The sequence below is a fragment of the Mesorhizobium sp. C432A genome (assembly GCF_030323145.1).
Taxonomy (GTDB): domain Bacteria; phylum Pseudomonadota; class Alphaproteobacteria; order Rhizobiales; family Rhizobiaceae; genus Mesorhizobium.
Genome location: NZ_CP100470.1, coordinates 1 through 22,422, shown reverse-complemented (window position 1 = coordinate 22,422; position 22,422 = coordinate 1). Strand labels below are relative to the sequence as shown.

Genomic DNA, 22,422 nt, shown 5'->3' with positions numbered 1-22,422 from the left:
TCCATGTTTCTCGAGATTCTGCGCCGCCGCAACCCCGCCTTCATCGAATCAGCTATCCGGTTGCACCAGCAAGGTAAGTTGCCGGCCAATGCTTATGTGCTCGATCTCGACACGGTTGAGGCCAATGCGCGGGTTCTCAAGAGCGAAGCCAGCCGCAACGGCCTGAAGATCTTCGCCATGACCAAGCAGGTCGGCCGCTCCTCGTCGTTCTGCCGGGCCGTGATGCGCGGCGGCATTGACCGCGCGGTCGCCGTCGACATGGCTTGCGCCCGCGCCACCCACAAGGCAGGCATGAAGCTTGGCCATCTCGGCCATCTCCAGCAGGTCGCAAAATTCGAAGCGGCGGCTGCGGCGAAAACCTTCAAGCCGGACTACTGGACCGTGTTCAACGATACCAAGGCTGGGGAAGCGGCAACAGGCGCCAAGGCGGCCGGCTATGTGCAGGACCTGCTGGCCCGCATCGCCGCCGAAGGCGATATCTTCTATCGCGGCCATGAAGGCGGTTTCAATGCCGCCGACATTATCGATGTCGCCGACCGGCTGGATGCCGTCGAAGGCGGCCGTTTCGCCGGCATCACCACTTTCCCTGCTCTGCTGTTCGACCATGCTTCGCGAAAAGTGCTGCCGACCCCCAATCTGGCGACGCTCGCGAAAGCTGCGGAAGCGCTGGCTAAGGCAGGACGCAAGGACATTGAGATCAACGCGCCGGGCACCACGTCGAGCGTTATGCTGGCGGCACTCGCCGAGGCCGGCGCGACGCAGTGCGAGCCCGGCAATGGACTGCATGGCACCACCGCGCTGCATGTCATGGAAGATTTGCCGGAGCTGCCGGCGGTGCTCTATCTCACCGAGGTCTCGCATCTCTCCGGCGGCAAGGCCTATTGCCTTGGCGGCGGCTTCTACATCGATCCGATCTTCCCCGACTACGACGTCAAGGCGATCGTCTCGGCTGAACCGACGACGGCAGGCTCGGCACTGCGCAGCGTCGAGGTGCCGCCGCCCTCTGCGATCGACTATTACGCCATGATCGATGCCGCCGGCGCGAACGCGCCGAAGCCTGGCGACAGCGCCGTGTTCGGCTTCCGTGGCCAGGCCTTCGTCACCCGCGCCCATATTGTCGGCGTGTCGGGCATTTCGACGGACAATCCGAAAGTGGAAACCATCGAGAACGGCTTCGGTGAACCCTATGCCTGGCCAGTCTAGGAGAAACACATGACGGTGAGCGCGCCCATCCTTCAGCTGCACGACATTCGCAAGAATTTCGGCGGCATCACCGCGATCGAGAGTTTTTCGCTCGAGGTTTTCCCGGGCGAGATCGTTGCACTCGTCGGCGACAACGGCGCCGGAAAGTCGACGCTGGTCAAGATCGTCTCGGGCGTCCACCCGCCCTCGTCCGGCACCATCGTCATCGAAGGAAAACCGGTGACGATGTCGAATGCCACCATGGGGCGCGCGCACGGCATCGAGGTCGTCTACCAGGACCTGGCGCTGGCCGACCAGCAGACGGTCTACATGAACATGTTCATCGGCCGCGAGCCGCTGAACCGCCTCGGTTTGCTCGACCGCCGCCGCATGATCGACGAGACCGAGAAACTGGTGAAGGAACTGGACGTGCGCATCCCCTCCGCGCACGCCACTATCCGCGATCTCTCCGGCGGCCAGCGCCAGGGCGTTGCGATCGCGCGCGCCACGCATTGGGCAAGCAAGCTGATCCTGCTGGATGAGCCGACGGCGGCGCTGGGCGTTGCCGAAACCGCCCGGGTGGAGGCTATCGTCCAGTCGCTGAAGCAGCGCAATGTCGGCATCCTGATCATCAGCCACAGCCTCGACCAGGTCTTCAAGCTCTCCGACCGCATCTGTGTTCTCAGGCGTGGCAAGCAGATTGGAATTCGCGAGACCGCGAAGACCGATAAGAACGAGATCATTGCCATGATCACCGGCCTGCAGCAGCAATAGCAGGAACCTCTCTGAGAGCCCCCGCCCGAGATCCGGATGTTGTCGGCGATCACGCGATCGATCAGCTTGTGCCGCGTGGTGATCGCCATCGGCCCGTCCTGGTCGTAGCTGCCTTGCCACTCCGGATGCGGCGCCAGCAGCGCTGGCACATACATCGTGTCGGCCGAAATCATGCGCTGTTCCTTGCCGGAGTTTGCGAGGTAGACCGAGTGGCCGGGCGTGTGGCCGGCGCAGCGATGATCTGGAAGCCGGGCGCGACTTCGGCGCCGTCATGGATGCTGCTGGAGCTGCTGCGTCTGGTGAAGTTGCCTGCATCGCCTGAATTTCTCCAGGCGTATCCGCACCAGCTTTCTGGCGGCCAACAGCAGCGCGTTGGCACCGCTATCCCAGTCTCGATTTGATAGGACCTATGCAATGTATGGCGGCGCCGACATCACCGTGCCGCCCGGCGGCGTCAAGCTGTCCGGCTTCGGTCGCGACAAGTCGCTGCATGCGCTGGACAGATACACCCTCTCAAAACAGCCTGGATTTCTCTCGGCTGACCGTTTCTCGCTAAGCGCTGCCGAGGATGAAATCGGCGCAGCGGTCGGCGATCATGATCACCGGCGCGTTGGTGTTGCCGCTGATGAGACGCGGCATGATCGAGGCGTCGCAGATGCGTAGGCGCGGCACGCCGCGCACGCGCAATTGCGGGTCGACCACCGCCTGGTCATCGGTGCCCATCCGGCAGGTGCCGCAGGGGTGATAGACCGTCTTGGCATGTTCGAGGATGTGGTCTGTTATGGATTGATCGGAAAGGTCGGCGGCCCCGCCCGGCGACAGCTCCTCGGCGATCACCGCCTGCAGGGCCGGCTGACGCAGGATGGTGCGGGCGATCTTCATGCCGGCGAGCAGCAGGGCAAGATCGCCGGCAGGCTTTCCCTACGAAACCCGCTTCGAGGATCTGGAATATCTCACCACCGGTCGCACCGATCTGGTTTCGGTCTTACCAACAATGCCTACACCTCCATTCCCATTCCTCATTCTTTTGTCTTTCTGCTCATGCTGGCGGCGGTGATGTGGGTCGTTCTGCACCGTACTGCCTTCGGACGATATCTCTACGCCGTCGGCAAAAATGAAGAGGCCGCGCGGTTTTCCGGAATCCGCACCGGCCGGGTTATCATCTGCGCCTATGTGATCTGCGCCGGGCTGACGGCGCTGTCATCCATCTTTCTCGCAATGTACACACGCTCGATCCTGCCAAGCTCGCACGGCAATTTCTACGAGCTCTACGCGATCGCTGCCGCCGTCCTTGGAGGGTTCTCGTTGCGGGGCGGGGAAGGCTCAATCATTGGTGTGGTGCTCGGAACGATCTTGCTGCAGGTGCTTCAGAATCTTGTCAATCTTCTAAATTTAGGCATTCCCTCCTCACTCAACTTTGCCGTGAGTGGATCGGTGATCCTGATCGGGGTACTGGCCGACCAGGAATACACAGAGTTTCGAAAGCGCCGCGAATTGATGCGGGGCCGGCTCGCAACCGCCGAAGGTAGGCTGTGATGCCCGAGCCGGTGAAATAGATTGTTCACGGCAGTTGCGATCGCCGACCGGTTGGCTGCTTGCGCCCGGGGGACAGCCGAAGGCCGGGATCTAAAACGCCGCAATATTGCCTCTCGAGCGGCTCCTGCTTCGAAGGCAGTCGCCGCAATGTCGATGCAGTCGGCTCATGATGTGCCGAGTTTCGATCTCGCATGGCGATGTAACTTATGCGATCAGCCCGTACTGCCGTGCCTTGTTGCGCAAGAACGGCAGACCGTTGCCCATTACAACCGCTTCACTCTCGGCCACCGGACGCCACACGCTGAGGCCAAACGCCAGACGCGGATCCATGTTGATGAAGCTCTCCATCGCGAGCCCGCCCTTGAAGCCGATCGCGGCCAGCGTTGCGAACGTCTCATCCCAATTGCAATTGCCCTCGCCTGGGGTGCCGCGATCAGACTCGGAGAGGTGGATATATTTGAGGTAATCGCGGGCGACGATAATACCGTTGCCCATACCTTTCTCCTCTATGTTCATGTGATAGGTATCAAGGTGCACGAACATATTGTCGGCGCCGACTCTCTCGATTAGTGCCACCGCCTGAGCCGCGGTGTTGATGATGTGGTTCTCGTAGCGGTTCACGGCTTCAACACCGAGTTCGATGCCGCGAGACTTGGCTTGCGCGGCGGCGGACGTCATCACTTTCGCAATGTTATCAAGTTCGTCCTGCGTAGGTGGCACGCCAGTACGCTCGCCGATGCCGCCATAGATTACGCCGCATAGCGCCTGGGCTCCGATGTCGGCCGTCTTGTCGATAGCCACCTTGAGAAAGTCAATCGCCTCCTGTGGGTGGCGCGATGCCCACGCATATTCGGGCAACCCTAGCGAGCACACCGCCTGCATGCCATTTGCCGCCAGCAGCTTGCGGGTGTGATCGGCATCGCAAGAAAATGGATCGGCCAGCGAAATTTCAATGAAATCGAGATCGTATTTTTTTACCGCCGCTACAGTGTGCTCGGCGCCCTCTACGGACCAACCACTCGTCCACATGCTCGTATGAACGCCAAAACCCTTCATCGTGTTATCCTCATGAAATTGAGCTGCCCGGCAGCCCACCGCAAGATCATGACGCCGATCAGCATGATGCCCCAAATGGCTGTGGCCAGGTGCTGGCTGGCGCCCAAGAGATTCAGTCCCGAAGAAAGCAACTGCAAAACGATGAGGGCTAGGAAGACCGAAACGACCTTGCCGAAGCCGCCAAACGGATTCACCCCGCCCAAGAAGCAGGCAAGCACCGTAATCAGCACATAGGACTCGCCATGGCCGACACGGACGGAATTGAATCGTGCCATCATGATAATGCCGGCCAACGCACACATGGCGCCAGACAGCGCGTAGATCAGAATGATCACGCGTCGCGTCGAGATGCCGGAATAGCGCGTCGCCTCGATGTTGGAGCCGACCATATAGTTTGAAAAGCCAAGCCTGGTTCGGGTCATCAAGACATGCCAGACGATGACTGCGCCGAGCAGTATCAGCAGCGGGACAGGAATGCCGACGATGCTGCCGTGACCCAGGGGCTGGATGAATTCGGGAAAGCCCGAAATATCGGCGCCGCGGGTCAGAAACTCGCCAAGGCCGCGCAGGAAAATCATCACCGAGAGCGAAACGAGGATGGGGTGCGCGCCGGTATAGGCTATCACCGGGCCCATGACCAAGCCGCTTGCCGTGCCAACGCCGACCGCAAGAACGGAACCGAGTAGAAAGGCATAGATGCTTGCGTCCGGTCCTCCGTTGGCCTGAAGAACCCAGGCGAGCGTGAGGCCACAGAGATTGGCCGTGAACGTTACGGCGAGATTGATGCCGCCCGAGATGATCGGCATCAACATCGCGAGCGTAAGCAGTCCAAGTTCAGGCAACTGGAAGGCCACCGATTCAAAGGTAGCTTTGGACAGGAATCGCGGCGAGAGAGATCCGAAGAATGCAATCACCAAAATCAATGCCAGCAAAAGTCCGATATTCTCGGCGCCCAACGTGCCGGCAAGACGGCGCAAGAATCCGTGCCGTAGCGCTCCAGTTTCGAGCACGCGCTGCGTCATGTACCCATCCTCTGCCGCAAGCCCGCGAGGATATGCCCGAGCGGCGCGTTGGACAGCGTGATGGCAATCAAGATGATCGCCCCGACGATCATCTTGAAAGCATAGGGAGAGATGCCGAGGAGGTTCAGCCCGTTTTGCGTCACCGACACAAGAAACACGCCAAGGATGCAACCGAGCACGGTGCCGCGCCCGCCACCCAGCCTGGCACCGCCAAGGACAACAGCTGCCAGCACGTCCAGCTCGCGCCCCACCAATGCGTTGGGCACGACTTCCTGGGAATAGTGCACCTGCACAAGTCCCGCGATCCCGGCCATCAAACCAAGCCAGCCGAAGGCAATGAAGTGCATCGCCGCGATGTTGATACCGAGGCGACGGGCGCCCTCCGGGTTATCGCCAAAAGCGTATAGCTGCCGTCCCGTGGTGGTATACCGGATAAGCCCCCAGGTGGCGGCGACGCAGACCGCCATGATCGCAACCGGCAGTGTTAGCTCGGCCCAATTGCCATTCGCCTGTTGGACCTCGAAAAGCACAGTGCGATGCGTCCACCATGCAGGCAGATTGTAGATCGATACACCGTGCGTGAAGAACATCAGCAGGCCGAAAAAAATATTGAAGGTGGCGATGGTGACAACGATTGAAATGATCTGGAAATAGTAGATGAGGCCGGCGTTCACCGCACCCAGGGCGAGCCCGACAATTGCCGCCAAGGTGAGGCCGATGAACCAATCACCACCTCCCATTTGGGCTAGAGCCAGCGCCACAACGTATTGAACCACTGACGCGGCCACAGCGAAGGAGATGTCGATGCCCCCAGCGATCAACACCACCAGCAGCCCAACCGCGAAGATCAGATTTGTCGAGCTTGTGTTGAGCAGATTGAAGAGATTGGCAATGGTGAAGAATTTGTCGCTCGCAACGGAGAGACCTGCGCTCATGATGAGAAGAACCACAACGAGCCATGTCTCGGTGGGATGAGCCCGGAAGAGCTTGCCGCGGTTACGCATAGACGGCAGCTTCCAGGTCGCCGAGCGGGATGGCGTGCGGATCGTATTCGGCGACTATCTTGCCCGCAGCCATATGAAGGATACGATCGGCGTTGAAATAGACCTCCGGCACTTCATCGGATATCAGCAGAATCGCCAGGCCTTCGGCAGCGAGCTTGGCGACAATCTCGAAGATGCCGGCCCGCGCGCCAACGTCCACCCCCACGGTTGGCGAATCAAGAATGATCAGTTTCAGGCCGACCGCCAGCCATTTGGCGATGGCCACCCTTTGCTGGTTGCCGCCCGAGAGCGTGGAAATCGCATCAGTCTGCCGCCCGACTTTTATCGCCAATTCCTCGATCCAATGATTGACGAGCGCGTCCTTCTTCTCCGAGGAGATCAGCCCTCGATCAAGGATCTTGTCGAGCACCGGGATAACGGCGTTGTCGGCGATGGACTGAGCTTGTATGAGACCAAGGGACAAGCGGTCTTCGGAGAGATATCCAATACCCGCGCGGATTGCGTCGCGGTTGGAGTTCAGATGAAGAACCGTCCCGTTGAGTGCGATGCTGCCGCGGTCTGGGCGCAGCATGCCGAAAATAGAAAGCGCGAGTTCTGTGCGACCGGCGCCGAGTAGCCCGGTCAGGCCAAGCGTTTCACCGCGCCGTATTGTCAGCGAAACGTCGTCATAGTCGCCTGCGCGGGTCAATCGATCGATCTTCAACACGACGGGTGATCCACTAAGGTTTCTCGTGCTCACGGTTTGGTCGAACGTCTTGCCGGTCATCAGTTCGGTGAGGCGTGATTGGGTCATTCCGGCGGTCGGGAACACCCCAACGACCTTACCGTCGCGCAGAACGGTGACGCGACTTGAGATCTCCAGAACTTCCGCAAGGCGATGGCTGACGAAGACGATGGCCATGCCTTCATTCGAGAGTGTTCGAACGATCGCGAGCAACCGGTCTGTTTCCGATTGAGTAAGCGACGATGTGGGCTCGTCCATGAAAATAACCTTCGCATCGCCGGCGAGCGCCCGGGCGATGGCGACGATCTGACGTTGGGCGATTGCAAAGCTACGCAGAGGCGCGTCGACATCGAGGTCGGCGCCAAGCCGCGCCAACAGCCCTCGCGCCACCTCGCGAATGCGCGAATGATCGACGAGCCGAGGCATGTTGCCGAGGACAGTTCTGATCCCGATATTTTCCGCGACTGTCATTTCAGGAAACAGTGCGAGGTCCTGCCAGATGACTTCCACCCCGGCGCTGCGCGCCGCAGCCGGCGACATGATGTCGACAGACTTTCCGGCGATCGACATGTTTGCGCCGGCTAGCGGCTGACAAACGCCGGTGATTACCTTGATCAGGGTGCTCTTGCCGCTGCCGTTCTCACCGGCGATGCATTGCACTTCACCCGGGAGAACCTCGAAGGCGACATCCTGGAGGGCTCTAACGCCACCAAATGTGACGCTTATGTTGCTAAACGACAGAACCGATGGGAGGTCCTGCGTCGTAGACGCGACGAGGTTCACGGCGGGCCCTTCTGAAATGACAAGGATGGGGCGTGCCGGGATTGATTTGCCACCCCGGCACGCCAGCCATGGTCCGCCATCTAAAGCCCTAGGGCTGCAAGACCATCGACCGTTTCGACCGTGATAGGCTGCACAGCGTCCACGATGATGGTGCTGGTTTTGAAGTCAGGGTGAACGACACCCAGACCTTCGATCGTCATGCCGTCGGTAATTTCACCGCCGCCCGCCAGAAAATCAGCCATCGTTACGAATACTTTGCCCGCTTCCAGAGGATTCCACATATAGCCGCCGTCAATAATGCCGGATTTGAGCATTGCGCTGCCTTGGCTAGGCGAGAATGAACCGACAAGAACCACCTTGTCACCAAGCTTCTGCTCCTCGATCGCGCGTCCGGCGCCGATCGGTCCCTGACTGCCGAACGTCAGGAAGCCGCCGAGGTCAGGATTGGCGGCAAGCACATCCAGAGCCGTCTTTCGGCTGTCATCGGCGCTCTCGGCGACGCCATATCTGTCGCCAACCATCTGCATGTCGGGAAAGTTCTTCTTCAGGTAGGCGATTGCAGCATCGGCCCAGGCATTGTGTGCGGGCACAGTAAGAGAACCTACGTACACAACGTACTTGCCTTTGCCGCCCATTTTCTCGGCAAATAGCTTGGCATGGGCCTCACCGAAACCAACGGCCGAGACCATTTCGAAGTCCCAATCAGCGTTCACCTGGTCTGGCGATTCATGGGTTATGACCTTGATGCCCGTGTCGCGCGCCTTTTTTAGAACCGGCTCGAGAACGTTTGCATCATTCGGCACGACGCCAATTACGCTGACGCCCTGAGCTATCAGGTCTTCGATCGCGCGGACCTGAAGTGCCGGGTCGGCGCTGGTCGGCCCGACCATGAAGCCGTCGTCGCCAAGCTCTTTCGACTTTTCCTTTATTCCCGTTTCCATGGCATTGAACCAGGGAATGCCGCCGATCTTCACGACGACTCCAACCTTGACGTCCTTTGCCAGCGCAGCATTCATTGTGGCGACCGAAAGGGCTGCGCCGAACGCTGCCGCGAGTATAGTTTTTGCTAACATTTAATTCCTCCCTGATTGACGAGTTTTTCAGTTGCCTATTGCCCATGTCGGCTTTGTTTGGCCCACCCCTTTGTGCCCGACGGCATTGACGCACTCGGCGCCGCATTCCTCCCAGAACGCGCCATAAAAGACTTTGAATGCCGGCCGGTCAAGGTGCTAAATAGATTTAGCAAGGCGGTCACGCCACCAGCGTCTAAAAACATTTCTCGATTGATGTAAACGATCCGCCCTTCGCACTCAGGCTGCACCCGTAGAACGACATGCGATCGCCCGCGAGCCTTGGGTGGAGGCGGTGCTACCCAGATCCGAGGTGCTGATGAACGGAGTTGAACTTCTGCAACGATGTCTCGTGACAAAGAATTGCTAGTGGTCGATGCTCGATTTGGATGCCGAATCCCAATCTTCTTGGGCGCCGTCATGCTCTCCGGTTCGCCCAAAGCTGGTCGGTACGGTCACCAGCGGAAAGTGGTCTATCGAATAATTCTCGAGAAGCGAAAATCCTTCAGCAATCATCACCTCGACATTCTGTCGGACCATGGTCACATCGAAGGGCAAATGCGCCGCGAATGGATCCCAGTCGAAGCTTCCGACAACAACCCGTCCAAGCTCACTTGAGGCTAGTGTCGAAGTGAACCGCAATGTTCCTTCAAGAGCGGTCACGCCGTTGACGAACATACCTGAGGGCAGATGCCCAAGCTGAGCGTATCGTGCAGCGAGAGACCGAGCAGCGTTGGTCGGTGCGTATCCGCAGCAGTCAATCGTGCCCGGGCCCGTAACAATCCCATGCGCTGCCAGCGCATCGTGAAAACCCAGCAAACGGCTACGTGTTGCGTCATCATCGCTGACCCCGCCAAAGAAGAAGAGATCTTCGGTGGAGCCCCCTCGTTCTTTCAATTTCTTAACAATGATCTCTGTGAGCGCCTTGGCGCCCCCGTAGTTGTCAGAAACAACTGAGGGAGCCCGGCGGCCTGGCAGATCGATGTTGATGCACCGGACGCCCGCTGCCCGGCACAGATCATTCAGCGGATCGGGGTCACGAACGCCCGCAAGGAAGAGAAATTCCACCTGCTGAGCCAGCAGGGTTTCCGTCACACTCAACTCGTTATCAGGATTGCGATGGGTGCTGACGACGATCGGGCACAAGCGGTGGACGCGGGATTCCGCTTCAAAGGCTTCGGCCAATCCGGCGAAGAAGCGATTGCGGTAATGTGGCAAGATCATTCCAGCGAGTCCGGATCGGGAAAGCCGCAATCCTCGTGCCTTGAGGTTGACAGCATAGCCAAGCCGCTCAGCCCAATCGAGGATGGTCGCTGCGGTTTCCGCCTTGATCCGGTGCTGTTGCCACGAGCCATTGAGGACGAGACTAACCGCTGTCGGGGACGACTTTGCCGCCACCGCGATATCATAAATCGTTGACTTGCGTCGGACAGACTTTCTCGCCATTGGTGACGCTCCCGCTGGGAGATGCAGTAGACGCTAGTGCGGGGTCAAGGCAACATCTCTAAATTGCGTCAAACGGTTTGGAGGAGCGACCCCACGGAAGGACGCGGCGTCTCGTGCCTCCGGTCCGGTCTCCCTGATTGTCTCGATCGTTGCAATGACAGCGCCAGGGAAATCGGCAGATTTGGGATTTTCCCTGAAGCTTCGTTCAGCGTCACTGGAGACACCAACCCCAGTGTTTCGGCTTTGGTCTCCCCGATGATCAATCACCTTGCAAAGGTCGACGAGAAGTTTCGATCAGTTTGGAGCCCACCGTTGGCGATGGTCGGGCGCACGCGTCACGATCGAGTCCCTCCGATTTCAATATGCTGTTTGGACGAGTGGGAGTAGGGGTTAGCCAGTCTGGAGTGCCCAAGCGTAGGTTGCGCGGAAAACAACGATTTGCGGTTCATCTCATTCAAAATCGACCCAGATCAGCAACTGGAGTCTTCGACTGCAACGTTCGAGAAAAGTACCGTCAACAGCTTTCTCGGCCTGCGGTACTTTTTGAAGAGCAACGTTTTGGAATATATACGGAACTCGCTTTTCGAGTGATGTATGCGCGTGAACGGCACTTTAGCATGTTCCAGCGAAAGCCTTGATACGGCCGTCCGAGCCGACTAGATTCTACAAGACAATGCTACCGTGAACGCGGGACCAACTGTCTCTGCTGCAGCGGTGGTTAGATCGCGGCTGAAGCCCGCAAAGTCCCGGATTTTGCGGATCAGCCTTACGCTTGCGGGGAGCAAGGCCGCCGTAGCGTTGTATTTTCTCATTCCAAATACCCGTCAGGTGCTGATCAATGTTCTGACTGCCAAGAGCAACTCCAGGAAAAGTGCGTGCGGTTTTCCGTCCGGAATTTGCGTAAAAACAAAGACATAGCGGTTCGCCGCTTCCGTGAAACGGTGAACGCTCTAGTTGTGGAGGTGCGACAATTGAAATCCAGGCTGGCGTTCGACGCCGGATAACAGCGATTCCGCCGATCGGAACATGTCCTCGAATTCCAACTCGTTTTCAAACACCACGCCGCCGACGCTGATGGTCAGCGTGTCCGCGGTTCCTTTTGGCGCGAAATAGGCTTGGGCCACGCGCGCCCGGATACGCTCGCCGATCTCCCTGGCGTCGTCTTCTGTCGCACCGGGCAGAAAGACCCCGAACATGGAGGTTCCGATCCGGCCCACCAGATCTTCCTTGCGTACCGATGACTGGATGGTCGAGGCTATGAGCCGCAAGGCTTCGTCACCCCAGCCAAGGCCGAAGCGCAGATTGATGGACCTGATGTGTTCGGGATGAATGACCAGGAAGGCGCCAGATCTTGGACCAGACGATTCCGGCCTGGTTGCTCTCCTTTCGACCATCGACGTGAAGACTGTCCGGTTGAGGCAGCCTGTCAGGCTGTCAAAGGTCGCCGACTTGTTGAGTTCTCTTCGATAACGGACGAGCTCGGTCCGCTGCAGTCCAATGAACAGGAAAAGCGGGCCACCGACGATGACCGGCAACAGGATCGCTGTGACCATGCTGCGGCCGAAGGGCGTCAAGGCTTCCGAGAACAGAAGCAGATAATTTAGGCCAACCGAGAGGAGCAGAATTCCCGCCGATCCCAGGGCAGTCAGCCATGCGATATCTTTCCATTGCCGGGGCGAGCTATTCGCCATTGGTGTCATCATTAGCCAATCTCCCGCCTGATCGGCTGTCATAAGGCCAAGGTGCTGCACTTTCAGTTTCGAGGAAACATACAATTTTAGTAATGGCGCAATCACCTACCATCGGCCCGAAATCAGCCCTTCAAAAGCAAGGCTACGCGGCAAAAGCAACGACACCGAATTATCGGCTATTGCGGCGGGCCGAATATCCCCATCTGCGCGTCTCTGGCCACTGCCTCCGCCTTGCCATAGATGCCACTCGCCAGGGCCGTCGCCCAGCCATTGGAAACAAGCCACGCGCCGACATCCTGCTTGCCCAAGCTGCACGGTGCCGCAATGGCAAAACGATCGACTTCCGGCGGCACGACGCATTTCAGCGCCCGGCCGCGCAGCCAGGAATTGAACGTCGCGCGCGCACGCTGGCCGCAAGGCCAGGCGATGCCACGAAAGGAACAGGTCTCATCCAGGTCAATGCCTTGGATCCCGCTGATGGCTACCTTGCGCCCCATCGATTCGAAGGTTGCCGACGAGGTGGCAACCGGTTGGTACAGCAGGACCTCTTTCCAATCCTTTGGCATCCGCATCCCTGCAGGCGAAGCCAGACCAAGGTCGCTGAGCGGCAGGCGCGGCTCGACCCGTTCGATTTGCGCCGAATCAAGCTGTGGCGGCGCGATAAGGTCCTGAGCAATCTTGCGTGCCCGTCCTCGCCATGGCGTATTGGCGACGGTCGCAATTGGTCGCAGTGGCTGGCTATCGTCGATGGATTGACGCGACGCTGGTATCGGCCGATCGATGGGAAGCAGATCGGCGGCCCGCATGATCAACAAGACCCCGGCCAGGAGGAGCAGGCTTCCGAGCGCTATCAAGCGATTGTGCCTCAGCCAGCCCATCAACTCAAGCAAGGTTCCTTGCCCCTCAATACCCCGATGTCGATTTGGCGACCAGCTTGAGTGCGCCTTTTCGAACCTGGTAGAAGGGCATGGATCGCTCACTGGAGCCATCCGCCCGAAACCGGAACAGGCCGGTCGATCCGCGAAATCCGCTCCGATTTTCGAGCACCTGCTTGCTGAAGCCGTCAGGCCCGGCCGAACTTGCAATTCCTGCTGTCAGGGCGACCATATCATAGGCGTAGGCGACATTGGCGTCGGCTGGATAATTGTAGGTCGTCTTGAAGCGGTCGGCGATCGGGCCGGTTTCGGTTGGGTCGAGCGTGGCGATGTAGGAGCTCTCAAACAGCGGCTCCATCGGATGTTCCAGCCAGCGGTTGGTTCCAACGACGGCAATTGCTTTTCCAGGAATGCCTTTCGTTTTGAGCGCCGCAAGGATCTGCGCCGGATTGTCGTCGCCGCTGGCGATGATGATGGCGTCGGGAGCCTCGACCAGCGAGCCCACATCATCGACCACTTTGGTGCCGCCGTCGCCGGCCGGATACGGAATGGTGACGGCGAGCGTCGCGCCATAGATGCTGAGACTGTTGGCGACCCGCTTTTCCACCACGCTGGCATTCGGGCCCGCCGCAACGAGCAACACGAACTTCTTGCTGCCTTTGGCCGCCAGGCCGGCTGCGCCCGCGGCCGCGCTGTCGGCCTCGTTGAGGCGCACCGCATAGACGCCTGGGCCGCCGGCGAAATTGTCGGCCAACGCCAGCACCGGCGGCCGCTTCGATCCCGACAGCTTGGCTATGTGCTGCGCGGCCGCGAGTTCGACCGGGCCGATGACGATCTTGGTTCCAGTGGTGATCGCCTTCACAGCCAATTCGCTGGCGTGCGCGCTGTCGCCCTTGGTGTCCTCGACCGTAACCGTGAGCAGTGCGCTGCCAAGGTCGGCCATTGCCAGCTTGGTCGCATCGAGCATCTTCCGGCCGTTTTCGCCGGCGACTCCCGGGGCCGACAAAGGCAGCAGCATCGTGACCTTCGTCGACCCGGTGCCGAGCGATCGCGTGGCTTGGGCCGGGCTGGCAGCGGTGCCGGCGGCCGGCGCTCCGGGTGCGGCGATCGCCGCCTGGTCGAGCGCGTCCGAGACGCTGCCTTTCGACTGGCAGCCCGACACTATGCCCGCTAACGCAAAGACGATCGCCCACGTCCACGAACCGTGTCGCTGCCGGCCAGAATCCATGATGCCTCCCTCATATCCCGCCGGGTATTTGTCCCGGTCTCATCCGTTCATCTTACGGCAGACTTGCCTCGCCGTCTTTGCAATTGCTGGATTATGGCTCAGCCGTCGAAAAGTCTTGCCCGGAGCGCCTTGATCATTCTGGCTTGCCCGGCGCTTCGATAGTCCGCGCATTTCATGTATCGTGGGCCCGGCACGAACAGGCGGCGCACACAAATCCGCCTCGCCGGGGCAGGGGCACCATCGTCTCCTGCTGTCGGGAATGCGGAGAATCCGAACGTCGCCACCGGCAATGGCCCGGCCACCGCAAAACCTTCTCTCGCCAGGATTGCACGCGCACGCCGGCAGTAGCGGACCGAAAGTTCGGAGAACCGGGTTTCACCGTGCCCGGCACGATACTTCATGACGGTGGTGCAGAGATCGCCTGCGGCAAGGCTGTTTGCCTGCGCCAGATATCTGACGCCGAGCGCGATGTTGGTCGCCGGCGCGCCAAGCTCGTCGAGCGAGCCACGAAAGCCCAGCATTCGGGCCGTCGCGGGCATTACCTGCATCAACCCGACCTCACCATCGGCGCCGTGCACATCGGGATCGAATCCGCTTTCGATCTCCATCACCGCGTGCGCCAGCACCGGCTCCAGGCCGTAGAGCGATGCCTGGCATGTCGCAAACGCCTTGAATGTCGCGCGCGTCCATTCGGAGGCGGTGTCGCAGCGAACCGGCCGCCTCAAGCCGAACGGTGCTGGTCTCTCCAGGCTAGGTCGTTCCAGCCAGTTGGCGCAGGCTTGAGTGGCAAGCTGGCCAAAACCGGTCAATGCGATCGCTCCGGCGATCGCCCTCGTCAATCGTCCGCCGACCATCGGGTCAGCCAACCGGCACTGCCGGATCCCTTTCGGTCAGTTCATGTACTCGACCATGCGGTCGTGGAAGCACTCGCACTTGTTGAGCGTGTCCTCGTCCTTGTAGTTCGTCTTGAGGTAGCCATAGGCCATGCCGCAGGCGACCTTGGCTTCCGACGCCCAGACGAAGGCGGGGCGGGACGAATTGATCCATTCCGAGCTGTTGGCGACGGCCACCGACTCGTCCATCAGCTTGACCACCTGGACCTTGAGATCGACGATGTTGTCGTTCAACACCAGGTTCGATGTGCCGACGGTCCGGCAATAGTCGGCCACCGGCCCGTCGATGATGTCGGCGGCATAGCCCGTCGATCCGACTGCCAGAAACAGCGTCGCAGCGGAAACCAACAGTCTTACGGAACGTTTCATGATGAGATCCCCCTCTGTATTCCTAATCTCTAATACATAGCATAGTCGCGTGGCCCCGCACCATGCTCCTAGACCACGTTTGCCGTTGTCGTATGCTGCGTCACTCCGTCATCGTAGAGCAGGGTGATCGTGTTGGCGACGGGTGCGTTCGTCAAGGTGGCCACGTCCACGAAATTGGCGCCGTTGGCCAAACCGTCGGCGTCGACGCTGACAGTGTTCGTTCCCGCATTGTAGTTCACGAAGTCGCCGACATTGGCCCCTCCGGCGGCTGTATCGAACAGTGAGGTAAGGTCGATGATGTCGCCATGGCCGCCGACACCGCTGTAGTCAGCGATAAGATCTTTGATGTCGAGGTGCTCGAGCTTGAACGTATCGACGCCTATACCACCGGTGAGCGTGTCCTGACCGGAACCGCCGATCAGCAGGTCGTTGCCGTCGCCGCCGAACAGTATGTCCGCTCCCGAGCCGCCGTAAAGCGTGTCGTTACCGGAGTTGCCCGACAAGGTATCATCGCCGCGTCCGCCGGAGAGGATATCAGCCTGGAGATTGAGTCCATTGAGGGTGTCGTTGCCGTCCTCGCCGAGCAGCGTGGTTTCTGTCGCGGTCGTGGTGTGAGTGTCCACGCCCGAAGTTCCTTGCCAGGTGCTGAGGTCGGGCGAAAGGTGTGCCGTCACTGACCCGGCAATTGGGTCGCCGTCACCGTCGGTTGCCGTGACCGGGATCGAGATGTCGAACGGTGTGACGGCGTTGGCGGTCGTGTAGGTGACCGGGCCCAGTTTGAAGTCATTCGAGCCAACATTGGCCGAAATTTCGATTGCGCTGAACGGGTCTGAATTTGCAACCACGGTAAAGGTGTCGCCTTGCGCAAGACCGGTGATCGTCCACGTTCCGTCCCCATTGTTCGTTGCGGTCGGAGTAGCTCCGCCGGAGCCGTTGACGACAGTGACCAAGGCGCCGAGGGCCGTGCTTTCGCCGGTAACATCACCTATGTAGGTGTTATCATAGTCGGCGTTGACCGGGCGGATCGTTATAGAAACCAGGCCAGGTCCCGAGACATTGCCAATCCCCTGTGTATAGCTAGCCACCTCGTAGTGATCCGTATAGTGGGTTCCCGCCCCGATGCCCGCGGGGGTTCCGGCGATGGTGCCGTCGGTGGTTGCATTGCTGACGAAATCGAAGCGGATCTTCTCACCAGGGCTGATGCTGTTTCCGCCATCGACGCCCCAACTGCCCGTGCTGGTGTTCACGGAATTGGGGCTGTTGGCGGTTGCGAGCAGGTCGCTGGTTGAGCCGATGGAGTCCAGGACAATCGCTTGGTTGTTGCCACCGCTTGGCGAGAAGTTCGCCGTATTGAACTGGTTGCCGGCAAACATCGTCGCGGCCTGGGTGTATGTCCAAGTATCTGTCGCCGGGTTCAGGGTCGCCGTGAAAGCGAGGTCGCTGCCGTTCGCGGCCGAGGTCCGTCCCTCCACAGTATGCGTATCGACGACGTGGAAGAAGACCTGCTCGCCATTCAGGAATATGTTTGTGCTGCCTGATGTGACGGCCGCGCCTTCGGTCACGTTGAACACGACATTGCCAACGCCGTCAGCACCGGCGCTCGCGGCAAAATTGATGCTCTCCGTCAGCACCGTATGCGTGGTGTTTTCCACGAAGATGCCATCCGGCTTGAATGGCAGCGGAACGTCGTCCAGGACCGTCAGATTGACCGATCCGGAAACATGATCACCGCTGGTGTCGGTTGCCACCACCTGAAGCCCGTTGATGGTGACGTTGCCCGAGCCGGCAAGATGCTGGAGCTGGTCGGTCAGTGTCGCGGTAACGACGGGTGTCAACGAACTGTTGGCGCCGGCGCTTGTGTTTGACAGCGCCAGATAGACGAATGCGCCGAGGTTCACGCTGCCGGCCGTTTGTATCAGACTGCCGACGAGTTGGTTGCCGACGAGCGCCCAGCTGATTGTGTATCCAGAGGCTAGGCCAGAAACAGTCGGCGCCACCCAGTTTGGATCGCCGGTCGGGTTGGCGAATGCAACATTAATGGCTTCGCCGGTCGTGGTGAAGGTGATGCCGCTGATTGCTTGCGCCGTCTCGCCGCGACTGCTCGGATTGGTGCCGGTCACGGCCCCAGCTTGGAGATCCGCGGGCGCCGAGGCATCGAGCGTAGTGTCGAGCGCGGCTTCGTTCAATGTCAACGACGCTGTCCCGCCACCCGATGGAACGGTGTTGGTCTGCACATTCAGGGTCACCGTGGCCGTCGAAGTGTCGCCGTCACCGTCCTTGATCGTGTATGTGAAAGAGTCCGAGCCGATATAGATGCCCGTCGGCGTGTAGGTGAACGTTCCATCGTTGTTGTAGGTGACGGTGCCGTGAGCACCGTTGGTGGCGGTCACCTGGCCGCTGACCGGATTGTTGTCGGTGTCGACGCCATCGGCGCCGAATTTGTCGTTGTCCAAGAGACCAGTGAGAACCGTTGCACCTGTGATGGTCGGAGCCCAGGTGTCGTTCGTGGCCGTCGGCACGTCGTCGACGATGGCGACGTTGATGGTGCCGGTGGTGGTGTTGCCGTTGGCGTCGGTGACCTTGTAGGTGAAGCTCTCTGCGGCGTTGACGGTGTCGGTACCGGCGGTCGCCGGTCCATGCACCGGTGAGGTCAGCGTGTAGACATAGGTGCCGTCGGTATTGACCTGGATGGTGCCGTAGGTGCCTGCGGTGGCGGCATTGCCGCCGCTCAGCAGCTGATAGGTCAGCGGTGCGAAGCCGCCAGTGGCGTTGAGCTGGTTGGAGGCATCGGTCTCGGTGGCCAGGGCCGGCAGCGAGCCGGTCACCGAGCCGTGCGCAAGGTCGGCGCCGCTCGTGGTGGTGTCGAGTGCGGCTTCGTTGACCGTCACGTCGTTGTCGGCCGGTGCAACAAGCCCGGCATCGGCCAGGTTGATGGTCAGCGTCGTCGTCGACAGGTCGCCGTCACCGTCCTTGAGCGTGTAGACGAACACGTCCGTGGTGTTGGCGGCGATGTTGTTGGCCGTCGACTGGTAGGTGTAGGAGCCGTCGGCGTTGAGATGCAAAGTGCCGTGCAGGCCGGCAATGTCGGTGCCGACACCGCCCGATACGGCCGTCGTGGTGTTGCCGCCGGCGGCGCGCACGCCATCGATGGTGGCGCCGTCGGCGCCGGCCACGTCGTTGCCCAGCACGCCGGTCGCGGCGACCGTCAGCAGGGCGCCTTCATTGACATTGCCGCTGTCGGCGGTGGCCGTCGGCACGTCGTCGACGATGGCGACGTTGATGGTGCCGGTGGTGGTGTTGCCGTTGGCGTCGGTGACCTTGTAGGTGAAGCTCTCTGCGGCGTTGACGGTGTCGGTACCGGCGGTCGCCGGTCCATGCACCGGTGAGGTCAGCGTGTAGACATAGGTGCCGTCGGTATTGACCTGGATGGTGCCGTAGGTGCCTGCGGTGGCGGCATTGCCGCCGCTCAGCAGCTGATAGGTCAGCGGTGCGAAGCCGCCAGTGGCGTTGAGCTGGTTGGAGGCATCGGTCTCGGTGGCCAGGGCCGGCAGCGAGCCGGTCACCGAGCCGTGCGCAAGGTCGGCGCCGCTCGTGGTGGTGTCGAGTGCGGCTTCGTTGACCGTCACGTCGTTGTCGGCCGGTGCAACAAGCCCGGCATCGGCCAGGTTGATGGTCAACGTCGTCGTCGACAGGTCGCCGTCACCGTCCTTGAGCGTGTAGACGAACACGTCCGTGGTGTCGGCGGCGATGTTGTTGGCCGTCGACTGGTAGGTGTAGGAGCCGTCGGCGTTGAGATGCAAAGTGCCGTGCAGGCCGGCAATGTCGGTGCCGACACCGCCCGATACGGCCGTCGTGGTGTTGCCGCCGGCGGCGCGCACGCCATCGATGGTGGCGCCGTCGGCGCCGGCCACGTCGTTGCCCAGCACGCCGGTCGCGGCGACCGTCAGCAGGGCGCCTTCATTGACATTGCCGCTGTCGGCGGTGGCCGTCGGCACGTCGTCGACGATGGCGACGTTGATGGTGCCGGTGGTGGTGTTGCCGTTGGCGTCGGTGACCTTGTAGGTGAAGCTCTCTGCGGCGTTGACGGTGTCGGTACCGGCGGTCGCCGGTCCATGCACCGGTGAGGTCAGCGTGTAGACATAGGTGCCGTCGGTATTGACCTGGATGGTGCCGTAGGTGCCTGCGGTGGCGGCATTGCCGCCGCTCAGCAGCTGATAGGTCAGCGGTGCGAAGCCGCCAGTGGCGTTGAGCTGGTTGGAGGCATCGGTCTCGGTGGCCAGGGCCGGCAGCGAGCCGGTCACCGAGCCGTGCGCAAGGTCGGCGCCGCTCGTGGTGGTGTCGAGTGCGGCTTCGTTGACCGTCACGTCGTTGTCGGCCGGTGCAACAAGCCCGGCATCGGCCAGGTTGATGGTCAACGTCGTCGTCGACAGGTCGCCGTCACCGTCCTTGAGCGTGTAGACGAACACGTCCGTGGTGTCGGCGGCGATGTTGTTGGCCGTCGACTGGTAGGTGTAGGAGCCGTCGGCGTTGAGATGCAAAGTGCCGTGCAGGCCGGCAATGTCGGTGCCGACACCGCCCGATACGGCCGTCGTGGTGTTGCCGCCGGCGGCGCGCACGCCATCGATGGTGGCGCCGTCGGCGCCGGCCACGTCGTTGCCCAGCACGCCGGTCGCGGCGACCGTCAGCAGGGCGCCTTCATTGACATTGCCGCTGTCGGCGGTGGCCGTCGCACGTCGTCGACGATGGCGACGTTGATGGTGCCGGTGGTGGTGTTGCCGTTGGCGTCGGTGACCTTGTAGGTGAAGCTCTCTGCGGCGTTGACGGTGTCGGTACCGGCGGTCGCCGGTCCATGCACCGGTGAGGTCAGCGTGTAGACATAGGTGCCGTCGGTATTGACCTGGATGGTGCCGTAGGTGCCTGCGGTGGCGGCATTGCCGCCGCTCAGCAGCTGATAGGTCAGCGGTGCGAAGCCGCCAGTGGCGTTGAGCTGGTTGGAGGCATCGGTCTCGGTGGCCAGGGCCGGCAGCGAGCCGGTCACCGAGCCGTGCGCAAGGTCGGCGCCGCTCGTGGTGGTGTCGAGTGCGGCTTCGTTGACCGTCACGTCGTTGTCGGCCGGTGCAACAAGCCCGGCATCGGCCAGGTTGATGGTCAGCGTCGTCGTCGACAGGTCGCCGTCACCGTCCTTGAGCGTGTAGACGAACACGTCCGTGGTGTGGCGGCGATGTTGTTGGCCGTCGACTGGTAGGTGTAGGAGCCGTCGGCGTTGAGATGCAAAGTGCCGTGCAGGCCGGCAATGTCGGTGCCGACACGCCCGATACGGCCGTCGTGGTGTTGCGCCGGCGGCGCGCACGCCATCGATGGTGGCGCCGGTCGGCGCCGGCCACGTCGTTGCCCAGCACGCCGGTCGCGGCGACCGTCAGCAGGGCGCCTTCATTGACATTGCGCTGTCGGCGGTGGCCGTCGGCACGTCGTCGACGATGGCGACGTTGATGGTGCCGGTGGTGGTGTTGCCGTTGGCGTCGTGACCTTGTAGGTGAAGCTCTCTGCGGCGTTGACGGTGTCCGGTACCGGCGTCGCCGGTCCATGCACCGGTGAGGTCAGCGTGTAGACATAGGTGCCGTCGGTATTGACCTGGATGGTGCCGTAGGTGCCTGCGGTGGCGGCATTGCCGCCGCTCAGCAGCTGATAGTCAGCGGTGCGAAGCGCCAGTGGCGTTGAGCTGGTTGGAGGCATCGGTCTCGGTGGCCAGGGCCGGCAGCGAGCCGGTCACCGAGCCGTGCGCAAGGTCGGCGCCGCTCGTGTGGTGTCGAGTGCGGCTTCGTTGACCGTTCACGTCGTTGTCGGCCGGTGCAACAAGCCCGGCATCGGCCAGGTTGATGGTCAACGTCGTCGTCGACAGGTCGCCGTCACGTCCTTGAGCGTGTAGACGAACGTCCGTGGTGTCGGCGGCGATGTTGTTGGCCGTCGACTGGTAGGTGTAGGAGCCGTCGGCGTTGAGATGCAAAGTGCGTGCAGGCCGGCAATGTCGGTGCGACACCGCCCGATACGGCCGTCGTGGTGTTGCCGCCGGCGGCGCGCACGCCATCGATGGTGGCGCCGTCGGCGCGGCCACGTCGTTGCCAGCACGCCGGTCGCGGCGACCGTCAGCAGGGCGCCTTCATTGACATTGCCGCTGTCGGCGGTGGCCGTCGGCACGTCGTCGACGATGGCGACGTTGATGGTGCCGGTGGTGGTGTTGCCGTTGGCGTCGGTGACCTTGTAGGTGAAGCTCTCTGCGGCGTTGACGGTGTCGGTACGGCGGTCGCCGGTCCATGCACGGTGAGGTCAGCGTGTAGACATAGGTGCCGTCGGTATTGACCTGGATGGTGCCGTAGGTGCCTGCGTGGCGGCATTGCCGCCGCTCAGCAGCTGATAGGTCAGCGGTGCGAAGCCGCCAGTGGCGTTGAGCTGGTTGGAGGCATCGGTCTCGGTGGCCAGGGCCGGCAGCGAGCCGGTCACCGAGCCGTGCGCAAGGTCGGCGCCGCTCGTGGTGGTGTCGAGTGCGGCTTCGTTGACCGTCACGTCGTTGTCGGCCGGTGCAACAAGCCCGGCATCGGCCAGGTTGATGGTCAACGTCGTCGTCGACAGGTCGCCGTCACCGTCCTTGAGCGTGTAGACGAACACGTCCGTGGTGTCGCGGCGGCGATGTTGTTGGCCGTCGACTGGTAGGTGTAGGAGCCGTCGGCGTTGAGATGCAAAGTGCCGTGCAGGCCGGCAATGTCGGTGCCGA

21 protein-coding genes and 3 pseudogenes are annotated in these 22,422 nt (G+C 61.2%); 6 read left to right on the top strand and 18 right to left on the bottom strand.

The annotated features are described in order from the left end of the window. Window positions 1-3 precede the first annotated feature (3 nt). Entirely contained in the window at window positions 4-1,203 is a 1,200-nt protein-coding gene (locus tag NLY33_RS00115) for an alanine racemase (RefSeq protein WP_023708374.1), read from the top strand. 9 nt (window positions 1,204-1,212) lie between these two features. Next, a complete protein-coding gene (locus NLY33_RS00110) occupies window positions 1,213-1,956 on the top strand; it encodes an ATP-binding cassette domain-containing protein (protein WP_023708373.1) in 744 nt (247 codons plus the stop codon). A gap of 23 nt (window positions 1,957-1,979) precedes the next feature. On the opposite strand, the pseudogene NLY33_RS00105 reads toward NLY33_RS00110, so the two are convergent. After that, a pseudogene (locus tag NLY33_RS00105) lies at window positions 1,980-2,233 on the bottom strand (MBL fold metallo-hydrolase); the annotation flags it as partial. Between NLY33_RS00105 and NLY33_RS00100 the strand changes: the two are divergent. Together NLY33_RS00100 and NLY33_RS29580 are read left to right on the top strand one after the other, a co-directional pair. Beyond that, the gene (locus NLY33_RS00100; RefSeq protein WP_023704359.1) at window positions 2,193-2,357 is read left to right on the top strand and encodes a hypothetical protein; all 165 of its coding nucleotides are present in this window, start codon (window positions 2,193-2,195) and stop codon (window positions 2,355-2,357) included. The pseudogene NLY33_RS00105 and the gene NLY33_RS00100 overlap by 41 nt on opposite strands. A gap of 16 nt (window positions 2,358-2,373) precedes the next feature. Further along, window positions 2,374-2,498: pseudogene (locus NLY33_RS29580) on the top strand (aldehyde dehydrogenase family protein); the annotation flags it as partial. A gap of 10 nt (window positions 2,499-2,508) precedes the next feature. Here NLY33_RS29580 and NLY33_RS00095 read toward each other — a convergent pair. Further along, a complete protein-coding gene (locus NLY33_RS00095; RefSeq protein WP_023692322.1) occupies window positions 2,509-2,838 on the bottom strand; it encodes a GMC oxidoreductase in 330 nt (109 codons plus the stop codon). Between the two features lie 16 nt (window positions 2,839-2,854). Between NLY33_RS00095 and NLY33_RS00090 the strand changes: the two are divergent. Continuing rightward, window positions 2,855-3,492, top strand: a pseudogene (locus NLY33_RS00090) (ABC transporter permease); the annotation flags it as partial. Window positions 3,493-3,696: 204 nt separating this feature from the next. Here the strand turns inward: NLY33_RS00090 and NLY33_RS00085 are convergent. From NLY33_RS00085 to NLY33_RS00020, 14 genes are all read right to left on the bottom strand, one after another. Further along, on the bottom strand, window positions 3,697-4,548 hold the full coding sequence (locus NLY33_RS00085; RefSeq protein WP_023704358.1) for a sugar phosphate isomerase/epimerase family protein: 852 nt from the start codon (window positions 4,546-4,548) through the stop codon (window positions 3,697-3,699). Next, on the bottom strand, window positions 4,545-5,570 hold the full coding sequence (locus tag NLY33_RS00080) for an ABC transporter permease (RefSeq protein WP_023667740.1): 1,026 nt from the start codon (window positions 5,568-5,570) through the stop codon (window positions 4,545-4,547). Before NLY33_RS00080 ends, NLY33_RS00085 begins: the two co-directional genes overlap by 4 nt. Then, on the bottom strand, window positions 5,567-6,574 hold the full coding sequence (locus NLY33_RS00075; protein WP_023708371.1) for an ABC transporter permease: 1,008 nt from the start codon (window positions 6,572-6,574) through the stop codon (window positions 5,567-5,569). Before NLY33_RS00075 ends, NLY33_RS00080 begins: the two co-directional genes overlap by 4 nt. After that, window positions 6,567-8,081 (bottom strand): sugar ABC transporter ATP-binding protein, encoded by a 1,515-nt coding sequence (locus NLY33_RS00070; RefSeq protein ID WP_023704356.1) that lies wholly within the window; start codon window positions 8,079-8,081, stop codon window positions 6,567-6,569. Before NLY33_RS00070 ends, NLY33_RS00075 begins: the two co-directional genes overlap by 8 nt. 80 nt (window positions 8,082-8,161) lie before the next feature. Then, window positions 8,162-9,154, bottom strand: coding sequence for a substrate-binding domain-containing protein (locus tag NLY33_RS00065; RefSeq protein ID WP_023708370.1), 993 nt, complete (start codon window positions 9,152-9,154; stop codon window positions 8,162-8,164). Between the two features lie 363 nt (window positions 9,155-9,517). Further along, window positions 9,518-10,597 carry a substrate-binding domain-containing protein gene (locus NLY33_RS00060; RefSeq protein WP_023686867.1) on the bottom strand — a complete coding sequence of 360 codons (1,080 nt, stop codon included), beginning with the start codon at window positions 10,595-10,597 and terminating at the stop codon, window positions 9,518-9,520. 950 nt (window positions 10,598-11,547) lie between these two features. Next, window positions 11,548-12,300, bottom strand: coding sequence for a GGDEF domain-containing protein (locus NLY33_RS00055; RefSeq protein ID WP_023704353.1), 753 nt, complete (start codon window positions 12,298-12,300; stop codon window positions 11,548-11,550). Between the two features lie 164 nt (window positions 12,301-12,464). Next, window positions 12,465-13,178, bottom strand: a complete 714-nt coding sequence (locus NLY33_RS00050) for a thermonuclease family protein (RefSeq protein WP_245261124.1) — start codon at window positions 13,176-13,178, stop codon at window positions 12,465-12,467. Window positions 13,179-13,191: 13 nt separating this feature from the next. Then, window positions 13,192-14,391, bottom strand: coding sequence for an ABC transporter substrate-binding protein (locus tag NLY33_RS00045; protein WP_023708369.1), 1,200 nt, complete (start codon window positions 14,389-14,391; stop codon window positions 13,192-13,194). 98 nt (window positions 14,392-14,489) lie between these two features. Further along, window positions 14,490-14,999, bottom strand: coding sequence for a transglycosylase SLT domain-containing protein (locus tag NLY33_RS00040; RefSeq protein WP_502882074.1), 510 nt, complete (start codon window positions 14,997-14,999; stop codon window positions 14,490-14,492). Between the two features lie 282 nt (window positions 15,000-15,281). Next, a complete protein-coding gene (locus NLY33_RS00035; protein ID WP_023704351.1) occupies window positions 15,282-15,653 on the bottom strand; it encodes a hypothetical protein in 372 nt (123 codons plus the stop codon). Window positions 15,654-15,721: 68 nt separating this feature from the next. Further along, on the bottom strand, window positions 15,722-20,338 hold the full coding sequence (locus tag NLY33_RS00030) for a beta strand repeat-containing protein (protein WP_286439860.1): 4,617 nt from the start codon (window positions 20,336-20,338) through the stop codon (window positions 15,722-15,724). After that, window positions 20,335-20,856 (bottom strand): VCBS domain-containing protein, encoded by a 522-nt coding sequence (locus tag NLY33_RS00025; protein ID WP_286439447.1) that lies wholly within the window; start codon window positions 20,854-20,856, stop codon window positions 20,335-20,337. The genes NLY33_RS00030 and NLY33_RS00025 overlap by 4 nt, the downstream gene beginning before the upstream one ends. After that, on the bottom strand, window positions 20,802-21,008 hold the full coding sequence (locus tag NLY33_RS00020; RefSeq protein ID WP_286439446.1) for a VCBS domain-containing protein: 207 nt from the start codon (window positions 21,006-21,008) through the stop codon (window positions 20,802-20,804). Before NLY33_RS00020 ends, NLY33_RS00025 begins: the two co-directional genes overlap by 55 nt. 2 nt (window positions 21,009-21,010) lie before the next feature. Here NLY33_RS00020 and NLY33_RS00015 point away from each other — a divergent pair, with 2 nt between their 5' ends. After that, window positions 21,011-21,178, top strand: coding sequence for a hypothetical protein (locus NLY33_RS00015; protein WP_286439445.1), 168 nt, complete (start codon window positions 21,011-21,013; stop codon window positions 21,176-21,178). A 164-nt stretch (window positions 21,179-21,342) separates the two neighbouring features. Here the strand turns inward: NLY33_RS00015 and NLY33_RS00010 are convergent, their stop codons facing one another. Next, on the bottom strand, window positions 21,343-21,657 hold the full coding sequence (locus NLY33_RS00010) for a hypothetical protein (RefSeq protein ID WP_286439444.1): 315 nt from the start codon (window positions 21,655-21,657) through the stop codon (window positions 21,343-21,345). Window positions 21,658-21,977: 320 nt separating this feature from the next. Further along, the gene (locus tag NLY33_RS00005; protein ID WP_286439443.1) at window positions 21,978-22,316 is read right to left on the bottom strand and encodes a hypothetical protein; all 339 of its coding nucleotides are present in this window, start codon (window positions 22,314-22,316) and stop codon (window positions 21,978-21,980) included. Window positions 22,317-22,422 lie beyond the last annotated feature (106 nt).

What these genes read in the sequence shown, in the direction of transcription:
- NLY33_RS00115 (WP_023708374.1), top strand. Translation starts at nt 4, where the DNA reads ATGTTTCTCGAGATTCTGCGCCGCCGCAACCCCGCCTTCATCGAATCA.
- NLY33_RS00110 (WP_023708373.1), top strand. Translation starts at nt 1,213, where the DNA reads ATGACGGTGAGCGCGCCCATCCTTCAGCTGCACGACATTCGCAAGAAT.
- NLY33_RS00100 (WP_023704359.1), top strand. Translation starts at nt 2,193, where the DNA reads ATGATCTGGAAGCCGGGCGCGACTTCGGCGCCGTCATGGATGCTGCTG.
- NLY33_RS00095 (WP_023692322.1), bottom strand. Translation starts at nt 2,838, where the DNA reads ATGAAGATCGCCCGCACCATCCTGCGTCAGCCGGCCCTGCAGGCGGTG.
- NLY33_RS00085 (WP_023704358.1), bottom strand. Translation starts at nt 4,548, where the DNA reads ATGAAGGGTTTTGGCGTTCATACGAGCATGTGGACGAGTGGTTGGTCC.
- NLY33_RS00080 (WP_023667740.1), bottom strand. Translation starts at nt 5,570, where the DNA reads ATGACGCAGCGCGTGCTCGAAACTGGAGCGCTACGGCACGGATTCTTG.
- NLY33_RS00075 (WP_023708371.1), bottom strand. Translation starts at nt 6,574, where the DNA reads ATGCGTAACCGCGGCAAGCTCTTCCGGGCTCATCCCACCGAGACATGG.
- NLY33_RS00065 (WP_023708370.1), bottom strand. Translation starts at nt 9,154, where the DNA reads ATGTTAGCAAAAACTATACTCGCGGCAGCGTTCGGCGCAGCCCTTTCG.
- NLY33_RS00060 (WP_023686867.1), bottom strand. Translation starts at nt 10,597, where the DNA reads ATGGCGAGAAAGTCTGTCCGACGCAAGTCAACGATTTATGATATCGCG.
- NLY33_RS00055 (WP_023704353.1), bottom strand. Translation starts at nt 12,300, where the DNA reads ATGATGACACCAATGGCGAATAGCTCGCCCCGGCAATGGAAAGATATC.
- NLY33_RS00045 (WP_023708369.1), bottom strand. Translation starts at nt 14,391, where the DNA reads ATGGATTCTGGCCGGCAGCGACACGGTTCGTGGACGTGGGCGATCGTC.
- NLY33_RS00040 (WP_502882074.1), bottom strand. Translation starts at nt 14,999, where the DNA reads ATGGAGATCGAAAGCGGATTCGATCCCGATGTGCACGGCGCCGATGGT.
- NLY33_RS00035 (WP_023704351.1), bottom strand. Translation starts at nt 15,653, where the DNA reads ATGAAACGTTCCGTAAGACTGTTGGTTTCCGCTGCGACGCTGTTTCTG.
- NLY33_RS00020 (WP_286439446.1), bottom strand. Translation starts at nt 21,008, where the DNA reads ATGGCGTGCGCGCCGCCGGCGCAACACCACGACGGCCGTATCGGGCGT.
- NLY33_RS00015 (WP_286439445.1), top strand. Translation starts at nt 21,011, where the DNA reads ATGGTGGCGCCGGTCGGCGCCGGCCACGTCGTTGCCCAGCACGCCGGT.